The 9,344-nt window shown below is 60.4% G+C and carries 7 protein-coding genes and 2 pseudogenes; 7 read left to right on the top strand and 2 right to left on the bottom strand.

Translation table 11 applies throughout. From position 1 onward, the window contains the following. Both ACUTJJ_RS23625 and ACUTJJ_RS23620 read left to right on the top strand, forming a co-directional pair. Positions 1-286 (top strand): annotated as a pseudogene (locus ACUTJJ_RS23625) (nucleoside hydrolase); the annotation flags it as partial. After that, entirely contained in the window at positions 283-2,076 is a 1,794-nt protein-coding gene (locus tag ACUTJJ_RS23620) for an adenine deaminase (protein WP_445543618.1), read from the top strand. The pseudogene ACUTJJ_RS23625 and the gene ACUTJJ_RS23620, both read left to right, overlap by 4 nt. A 51-nt stretch (positions 2,077-2,127) precedes the next feature. Here ACUTJJ_RS23620 and ACUTJJ_RS23615 read toward each other — a convergent pair whose 3' ends face one another. Both ACUTJJ_RS23615 and ACUTJJ_RS23610 read right to left on the bottom strand, forming a co-directional pair. Then, entirely contained in the window at positions 2,128-2,829 is a 702-nt protein-coding gene (locus ACUTJJ_RS23615) for a DNA helicase (protein WP_063946952.1), read from the bottom strand. A 216-nt stretch (positions 2,830-3,045) separates the two neighbouring features. Then, positions 3,046-4,218: a M20 aminoacylase family protein gene (locus ACUTJJ_RS23610; RefSeq protein WP_445543617.1), complete on the bottom strand. Its 1,173-nt coding sequence runs from the start codon at positions 4,216-4,218 to the stop codon at positions 3,046-3,048. A 209-nt stretch (positions 4,219-4,427) separates the two neighbouring features. Between ACUTJJ_RS23610 and ACUTJJ_RS23605 the strand changes: the two genes are divergently transcribed. From ACUTJJ_RS23605 to ACUTJJ_RS23585, 5 genes and pseudogenes are all read left to right on the top strand, one after another. Next, positions 4,428-5,135: a phosphoribosyltransferase gene (locus tag ACUTJJ_RS23605; protein WP_063946953.1), complete on the top strand. Its 708-nt coding sequence runs from the start codon at positions 4,428-4,430 to the stop codon at positions 5,133-5,135. Positions 5,136-5,340: 205 nt separating this feature from the next. After that, complete coding sequence (locus ACUTJJ_RS23600; protein WP_063946954.1) at positions 5,341-6,396, top strand: dipeptidase; 1,056 nt, start codon at positions 5,341-5,343, stop codon at positions 6,394-6,396. A gap of 50 nt (positions 6,397-6,446) precedes the next feature. After that, entirely contained in the window at positions 6,447-8,087 is a 1,641-nt protein-coding gene (locus tag ACUTJJ_RS23595; RefSeq protein ID WP_445543616.1) for an ABC transporter substrate-binding protein, read from the top strand. Positions 8,088-8,105: 18 nt separating this feature from the next. Continuing rightward, on the top strand, positions 8,106-9,173 hold the full coding sequence (locus ACUTJJ_RS23590; protein WP_063946956.1) for an ABC transporter permease: 1,068 nt from the start codon (positions 8,106-8,108) through the stop codon (positions 9,171-9,173). Next, positions 9,170-9,344 (top strand): annotated as a pseudogene (locus tag ACUTJJ_RS23585) (D,D-dipeptide ABC transporter permease); the annotation flags it as partial. The gene ACUTJJ_RS23590 and the pseudogene ACUTJJ_RS23585, both read left to right, overlap by 4 nt.

The following is a 9,344-nucleotide window of genomic DNA, read 5'->3' as shown; positions in this document are numbered from 1 at the left end:
TGCCGATCTGTTGGAAGGTTTCATCGGCATTGCCACCAGCCGCGGCAGAGATGCCATGGCGCTTTACGATCCCGTCGCCGCAGTCGGCTTCACCTCCGATCATCTTGGCTGGCAGCAGGCGCGCATCGATGTCGAGCTCCATGCCTCGCTGACGCGGGGAAGGACCGTGGTCGAGGCACGTGCGGAGAAGGTGACAGGCTTTAACGCCCAGTTTGCCGTGACCGTTGATGCTGTAGCCGCGAAGGTGGCCATACTGGAGGCACTGCGCCGGGAGGCCGCCCGATGAGCGCGAAAGTCCGCCTGGCGGAACCCGCCGATCTCAACAATGAGGCCCTGCGCACCCGTGCGGTTGCCGCCGCGCGTGGCGATCAGCCTTTTGACATTCTCATCACCGGCGGAACATTACTGGACGTGGTAACGGGCGAGCTTCGCCCCGCCGATATCGGCATTGTCGGTGCGTTGATCGCCAGCGTGCACGAACCGATAAGCCGCAGGGATGCCGCGCAGTTGATCGACGCGGGCGGGGGCTACGTGTCGCCGGGGCTGATCGACACGCATATGCATGTCGAAAGCTCGATGATCACGCCGGCAGCCTATGCGGCAGCGGTTGTCGCCCGCGGCGTCACCACCATCGTCTGGGACCCGCATGAATTCGGCAATGTGCATGGTGTCGATGGCGTACGCTGGGCGGCGAAATCAATCGAAAACCTGCCACTGCGCGCCATTCTGCTCGCCCCTTCCTGTGTGCCGTCGGCACCGGGGCTGGAGCGTGGCGGTGCGGATTTCGACGCCGCTACTCTCGCCGATCTCCTCTCCTGGCCGGAAATCGGCGGCGTCGCGGAAATCATGAACATGCGCGGCGTCATCGAACGCGATCCGCGCATGAGCGGCATCGTGCAGGCCGGACTTGCCTCTGGGAAACTGGTCTGCGGCCATGCACGCGGTCTTGGTGGCGCCGACCTCAATGCCTTCATGGCGGCGGGCGTCTCTTCCGATCATGAACTGGTCTCGGGCGAAGACCTCATGGCGAAGCTCAGGGCAGGGCTGACGATCGAGCTGCGCGGCTCGCACGATCACCTGCTGCCGGAATTTGTGGAGGCACTGAATAAGCTCGGCCACCTGCCACAGACGGTGACACTCTGCACCGACGATGTCTTCCCCGACGACCTGCTCAAGGGCGGCGGGCTGGATGATGTGGTGCGCCGTCTTGTACGTTATGGCCTGAAGCCCGAATGGGCGCTGCGCGCCGCAACACTGAATGCCGCCCAAAGGCTCGGCCGCTCCGATCTAGGCCTCATCGCCGCCGGTCGCCGCGCCGATATCGTCGTTTTTGAGGATTTGAGCGGTTTCGCGGCGCGCCACGTCCTGGCCGGGGGAAAGGCTGTTGCGGAATACGGGCGCATGATCGTAGACGCTCACGTCTGTGATACAACGGCGCTCGAAGGCTCGATGAAGCTGCCGTCGCGCTCGGCAGACGACTTCCGAGTTAAATCCGGAGGCGAAAAGGTCCGCCTCGCCACCATCGACCGCCCGCGCTTCACGCAATGGGGGAAGGTGGAGGCCGACGTGAAGGACGGTTTCGTCGTTCCGCCCGAGGGGGCGACGATGATTTCCGTCACCCACCGCCACGGCAAGGCCGAGCCCGTCACGAAAACCGGTTTCCTCACGGGCTGGGGACGCTGGAAGGGCGCCTTCGCCACCACCGTCTCGCATGACAGCCACAACCTCACCGTTTTCGGTGGCAATGCAGACGACATGGCGCTGGCGGCCAATGCAGTGATCGAGACCGGCGGCGGCATGGCCGTCGCCTCCAAAGGCAAGGTCACTGCAGTTCTCCCGTTGCCGCTCTCCGGCCTCGTTTCCGATGCGCCCCTCGAAGAGGTGGCGCGGGGCTTTCAGGAGGTACGCGACGCTGTCGGCCAAGTGGTGGAATGGCAGCCACCCTATCTCGTCTTCAAAGCCTGCTTCGGCGCCACGCTCGCCTGCAATATCGGCCCCCACCAGACGGATATGGGCATCGCCGATGTTCTAACGGGCAAGGTGATGGAAACCCCGGTGATCGAGGTTTTGGGATAAGGACGTCAGGACCGGCTGCCGCGGTGTCCCTGTCGTGGCAGCCGGAGCATATCAGTTCACATTGTGAAGCTGCGTTTCGCCATTGTTGAGAAAGCAGGCTTTGGTGAAGAGGCCCAAATCCAGAAGGTTGGGGAGGCGGATATCGCGCATATCTGGAAGCCGTTTGACTTCAGGATCAAACGAGCGGTCAACCTGCGAGATGAATGCGAAAATGACGCCGGTCTTTTGTGCAAATTCCCCAAGGGCGGTTACCTGTTGCGACAGGTCCGGCTTGTGCCGCTGCTGGTCGAGTATTTGCAGGTAATCGATGACGGCGAAGGTGCCGGGTGTGGCCGGTGACAAATGGCGGATGATGTAATCCGCGCATATCTCGTCCGATGTCATGATCTCGGTTTCTCTCTGACCGGCCGCGTGTTTTTCGATACGCTTCCTTGCCTGTTTCTCCGTCATTTCGAGCGTGAAAAGAACAGACTGCCTCCCGTCGTCGGCTGCCGCGCGCAAAAGGTCAAACCCAAGCGCTGTCTTACCCTGGCCTGGCCGGCCGGCAAGCAGAAGCATGTCACCATCCACGATGCGCGAGAACAGGTCTTCGGACAGGGAGCCCGCCGCAATGTGAGCGGAAAGGAGGCTCCACCGTGCAAATCCTTCCTCACGCGCAATCTGGTCCAGCGCTTCATGCAGGGGAATGGCATTGTTTCGGACCATAAGTTTGGCCCGTCGTTTCAACTGAAAAATCGGAGTAGAAAGTTTCATCACAAGACCTCTATTGCGGGTCTGAAACGCAATCCCTCCTTATGCGAATGCCCGAACAGATGGTTCAATGATGAGATTGCCCCGCATGTCGAATGCTTCCCCGAAAGGAGGGGGGAGGCTTAGGTCGAGCCTGTGCGCGGAATTTACCGCGCCGGATGATTCGCCACAAGCGTCCGAGATGTTGCCGTTCGAAAAACGGCGGGCAGCAAGATGGGTCTATTCCGCCGCCAGTTCCTGCTCCACCAATGTCGCCCAAAATGCCACGCCGGGCACGATGGCCGCATCGTTGAAGTCGTAGGAGGTGTTGTGGTGCAGCGCGCCGTCCACCGCCGGGCCGTTGCCGAGCCAGACATAGCAGCCGGGAGCTTGCCCCGCGAAAAAGGCGAAATCGTCGCCGGCGGTCGAGGGCGGGAAGGTGGTGCGGGCTTTGTTGCCGAAGACGGTTTTGGCGGCGCGTAGAGCCCGCCTCGTCGCGTCCGCCTCGTTGATGACGGGCGGAATGCGGCGGATGAACTCGTAATGCGCCTCGATGCCGAACATCGCCGCGGTGCCCTTTGCCAGCCGACCGATCTCCGTCTCCAGCTGGTCGCGCACATCTGCCGCATAGGCGCGCGCCGTGCCGCCGATTTCGACGAGATCGGGAATGACGTTAAGCGCCTTCGGGTCGCCCGCCTGCACCGAGCAGGCACTCACGACGGCCGGTTGCAGCGGATCGATGACGCGGCCGACGATGTTTTGCAGCGAGGTGAGGAACGTGCCGGCCGCTGTTACCGGGTCGCGGCCGAGATGCGGTTTGGCGCCGTGGGTGCCGATGCCCTTGAAGGTGACGCGCCAACTATCGGAAGAGGCGAGCTGCGGGCCTTCAACCACGGCCATTTCGTCAACGCCCAGCCCCGGCATGTTGTGCAGGCCATAGACCGCATCGCAGGGAAAAAGGTCGAACAGCCCGTCTTCGACCATTTTTTTCGCGCCGCCGCGGCCTTCTTCGGCTGGCTGGAAAATGAAATGCACGGTGCCGGAAAAATCACGGGTCTTGGCGAGGTAACGTGCCGCACCAAGCAGCATGGCGGTGTGGCCATCATGGCCGCAGGCATGCATCTTGCCGGGAAATTTCGATTTATAGGGCCGCTCGGGCACCTCCGGCATGGCAAGCGCATCCATGTCGGCCCGCAGGCCGATGCTGCGGGTGCCGTTGCCCACCTGCAACGTGCCGACAACGCCGGTGCCGCCAAGACCGCGATGCACCTTCAGCCCGGCGCGCTCGAGAAGATCGGCGACGATGGCGCTCGTTCTCTCCTCTTCGAAACCCAATTCCGGATGGGCGTGCAGATCATGACGAAGCTCCGTCAGAAATGGCAGGTCCTCGCCGATCCGGTCCAGCAGTCTCATGGGAAGCTTGTCCTTGAATGTGGGAAAAACCCGCGTCATAGGTGGGTTTGCCCGAATGCCTGTTGCTTTGTTTCCGTTCTAGCGGAAAAAGCCAATGAAATGAACCCGCCGCATGTTTGCGGTTGCTGAAATGCCGACTATGTCGAAAGGGATTTGGGGCGGCTGAAAACCGCATCCGCCCTGCGATCCCAATCCTGAAAGGAAAACCGATGCCGTCATCCGCATCGCCCGCCGCCCAGTCTCCCGCCACGCCGCACGAGTTCTGGCAGGATATTCATCCACCCGGCACCTTTGCAACAGCGGGGCTGCATTCCGGTTTCTTTCCGGCGGAACTGGATGACAAGAGACAGATCTGCCTGCCCATTCGGCCGCTTGCGGATGGTGAGCATGCGCTCGCCTCGCTCATCGTCAATCAGGCCTCGTTTGAGGTGCTGGAGGCGCTGGCCGCCGATCTTGCCGCCAGGCTCGCGCCCTTCAGCCCCGACGTGGTGATCGGCCTGCCAACGCTGGGCTTGACGCTCGCCGCCGCCGTTGCCCGCCATCTCGGTCACTCCCGTTATGTACCGCTCGGTACCTCGCGCAAATTCTGGTATCTGGATGAGCTGTCGGTGCCGATGTCTTCCATCACGACGAGGCAGGAAAAGCGGCTTTATATCGATCCGCGGATGCTGCCCTTGATCGAGGGCCCGCGAGTGGCGCTGGTGGATGATGTCATCTCCAGCGGTAGTTCCATCATATCGGGTCTTTCACTTCTGGCGGCCTCCGGCATTCGGCCCGCCGTCATCGGCGCGGCCATGCTGCAATCGGATCGCTGGCGGGAAAGAATCGCCGCTTTCGGGCCGGAGTGGCCGGAACGGGTGAGGGGTGTTTTCGCGACGCCGTTGCTCAGGAAAGCGGAAGGCGGTTGGCGCGCTTGACGAAGCGCAGGTTCCGGCAAAAGGCAAGTGGTGATAATTTCACCGGTGCCTAATTTCCGTCTTGCGAAGCTCCGGGAGATCGTCCTAAGATCAATTCCGACAGACAATAGCGGTCGGTGAAAATTGCGCCGGTTTGCTTTCGCGCGGTGTCATCCCGGCGTCTGCCCGCTCCCTTTGTTCTTGCCGATTACTGGAATTTCTTCCCATGCATGCAGTGTTTGACGGTCATAATGATGTGCTGCTTCGTTTGTGGCGCAACAGCAAGGCCGGTGCCGATCCCGTGGCCGAATTCAAAAATGGTACTCGGGAAGGTCATATCGACGGTCCACGCGCGAGGGCAGGCGGTCTGGCCGGCGGCATCTGCGCGATCTATATTCCTTCCGGCGATCTGATCCTGCAGGAACCCGACGCGCAAGGGCACTACGACACGCCGCTCGCTGCGCCGCTGGAGCGCCTGCCTTCCCTTGATATTGCCATGGAAAAGGCGGCGATTGCCCTGCGGCTCGATCAGGCTAACGCGTGGCGGCTCTGCCGTTCCACGGCCGACATCCGTAAGGCCTTTGCCGAGGATATCTTCGCCGCTGTGCTGCATATGGAAGGCTGCGAGGCGATCGGCGCCGATCTCGCCGCGCTGGAGGTGTTTTACGCTGCCGGCCTGCGTTCGCTCGGCCCGGTGTGGAGCCGGCACAATATTTTCGGCCACGGCGTTCCTTTTTCCTATCCCATGTCGCCCGATACCGCGCCAGGTCTTACCGATGCCGGTTTTGCGCTGGTGAAGGAATGCAATCGCCTCGGCATTCTCATCGATCTCGCGCATATTACCGAAAAGGGCTTCTGGGATGTGGCAAAGACCACCAACCAGCCGCTGATCGCCAGCCATTCCAATGCGCATGCGCTCACTCCGGTCGCCCGCAATCTCACTGACCGGCAGATGGATGCCATCAAGGAAAGCGGCGGTCTCGTCGGCCTCAACTATGCCGTGACTATGCTGCGAGACGATGCGCGGGACATCGCCGATACGCCATTGTCAGATATGGTGCGCCATATCGACTACATGGTGGAGCGGATGGGCATCGACTGCGTGGCGCTCGGATCGGATTTCGATGGCGCGACCGTGCCGGTTGGAATTACCGATGCCAGCGGCAACCACAATCTGGTTGCGGCGCTGAAATCGGCAGGCTACGGTGATGGAGAACTTGCAAAAATATGCCGGGAAAACTGGCTGCGCGTTTTGTCTGAGGCCTGGCACGAAGCGGCCTGATAAACAGTTTAAGCGAACCAAATCAATCTCATAACAAAAGGGGAGATCCTATGATCAAATCGCTCAACAAATCCATGCGGATCCTCAGCACCAGCGCTGCCCTGTCGCTGATGATGTTGTCTGCACCGCATGCTTTTGCCGCCACGCCGGCCGATACGCTGGTCGAAGGTTTCGCCATCGACGACATCATCACGCTCGATCCGGGTGAGGCTTTCGAACTGTCTGCTGCCGAAGTTACCGGCAACACCTATAGCAAGCTCGTGTCCATCGATCTCAACGACACTTCAAAGGTTGTCGGCGACCTCGCCGAAAGCTGGACGACCTCTGAGGATGGCTTGACCTATACATTTAAGTTGAAGTCCGGTTTGAAGTTCGCTTCCGGCAATCCGGTCACCGCTGACGATGTAGCCTTCTCGTTTGAACGTGCCGTCAAGCTCGACAAGTCGCCGGCCTTCCTGCTGACTCAGTTCGGCCTCAAGGGCGACAACGTCAACGAAAAGGCGAAGGCAACAGACGCGAACACCTTCGTACTGACAGTCGACAAGCCCTATGCGCCGAGCTTTGTGCTGAACGTGCTCACTGCGACCGTCGCTTCGGTGGTCGATAAGAAGCTGGTCATGGAGAAGGCGAAATCGGTTACCCCGAGCGCCGATTACAAATATGATACCGATTTCGGCAACGAGTTCCTGAAGACCGGTTATGCCGGTTCCGGCCCCTACAAAATCCTTGGCTGGAAGGCCAACGAAGCCGTCATTCTGGAGGCCAACCCGAACTATTACGGCGAGAAGCCAAAGCTGAAGCGCGTCGTCTATCGCCACATGAAGGAAAGCTCCGGCCAGCGCCTGGCGCTTGAAAATGGCGATATCGATGTTGCCCGTAACCTTGAGCCGGGTGACATGGAAGCCGTTTCCAAGAAGGAAGGTCTCGCGATTACCTCCGCGCCCAAGGGCACCGTTTATTACTTCAGCCTCAACCAGAAGAACGAGAACCTGAAGAAGCCCGAAGTCGTCGAAGCCTTCAAATACCTCGTTGACTATGACGCGATCGGCGCGACGATAATCAAGGGTATCGGCGAAATTCACCAGACCTTCCTGCCGAAGGGCCAGCTGGGCGCGCTCAACGACAATCCCTACAAGCTGGACGTTGCCAAGGCGAAGGAACTGCTCGCGAAGGCAGGCCTGAAGGACGGCTTCACGGTGACCATGGATGTGCGCAACACCCAGCCGGTGACCGGCATCGCCGAAAGCGTGCAGCAGACGCTGGCACAGGCTGGCATCAAGCTCGAAATCATCCCCGGCGACGGTAAGCAGACGCTGACGAAGTACCGCGCCCGCACGCACGATATCTACATCGGCCAGTGGGGTTCGGACTATTTCGACCCGAACTCGAATGCGGAAACCTTCACAATCAACTACGACAATTCGGATGAAGGCAAGAACAAGACGCTCGCCTGGCGCAATGCCTGGGATGTTCCTGATCTGACCAAGGAAACGCAGTCGGCTCTGCTGGAAAAGGATAGCGCCAAGCGCGCCGCCATCTATGAAAACCTGCAGAAGGAAGTCCTGGCGAAGGGTCCTTTCGTTATCATCTTCCAGCAGACGGAAGTTGCCGGTTATTCGAACAAGCTGAAGGGCCTGAAGCTCGGTCCGAGCTTCGACACCAACTACGTCTACACGATCTCCAAGGAATGATCCGGAAGGGTCGGTCTCTTGAGCATCGTTGAAGCAAACAGCCGGGCGAGGCAGGGCAAACGCCGTGCCAACGCCCGTGCGAAGGCCATTCTCGGCTTCGCCGTCACCGTCATCACCACCTTTCTGGGGCTGATGGCGGTCACATTTTTCATTGGCCGCGTGGTGCCGATCGATCCCGCACTGGCGATCGTCGGCGACCGTGCGCCTGCGCATGTGGTCGAGCGGGTGCGTGAGCAGCTCGGCCTCAACCTGCCGCTCTGGCAGCAGTTTTTTATCTATCTCAAGCAGGCTCTTTCGGGTGATTTCGGCACCTCCGTCCTCACCACCAATCCTGTGATGGAGGATATCAAGCGGGTATTCCCGGCGACGATCGAACTTGCCACGATCGGCACGATCATCGGCGCCGTCTTCGGGATACCGCTCGGTGTTCTCGCGGCCGTCAAGCGCGGCAGTTTTGCCGATCAGGTAGTGCGTGTCATCGGCCTCATCGGCTATTCCGTGCCGATCTTCTGGCTCGGCCTGCTGGCGCTGCTGGTCTTTTACGCCCGGCTGCAATGGGTGGCTTATCCCGGGCGAATGGACATCGTCTATGAATTCACCTTCACGCCGGTCACGGGCTTCTTCCTGATCGACGCGATTTGGCAGCGGCAATGGGACGTGTTGTGGGATCTTTTCCGCCACATCATCCTGCCGGCCTCTCTGCTCGGTTATTTCTCGCTGGCCTATATCAGCCGCATGACGCGCTCCTTCATGCTGAACGAGCTCGCCCAGGAATATATCGTTGCGGCCCGCGCCAAGGGGCTTTCGGAAACCCGGATCATCTGGTTCCACGCGCTGCGCAACGCCGCGGTGCCGCTGGTAACCGTGATTGCGCTCTCCTATGCCGGCCTGCTGGAAGGTTCGGTGTTGACCGAAACCATCTTCGCTTGGCCGGGGCTCGGCCTCTACATCACCAATTCCCTGCAGAATGCGGATATGAATGCCGTTCTCGGCGGCACGATCGTGATCGGCGCCATCTTCGTCGGCATCAATCTCTTCTCCGATCTGCTTTACCGGACGCTCGATCCAAGGACGCGCAGCCGATGACGATTTCGACAGATACGATAAAACCCTACAGCCGCGAATGGCTGCTCTCCGACCGGCCGGCCTCGCGCAGGCAGGCGCGGCTTGGTCGCGCCTATGTGATCTGGCGGCGTTTTTCGGAAAACCGGCTGGCGCTGCTCGGCCTTGGCATCATCATCGCGCTGCTGTTCGTGG

This window comes from Agrobacterium sp. DKPNP3 (assembly GCF_052686535.1).
Note: the sequence above shows the minus strand (reverse complement) of the source record. Positions and strands in the feature narration are given on the sequence as shown.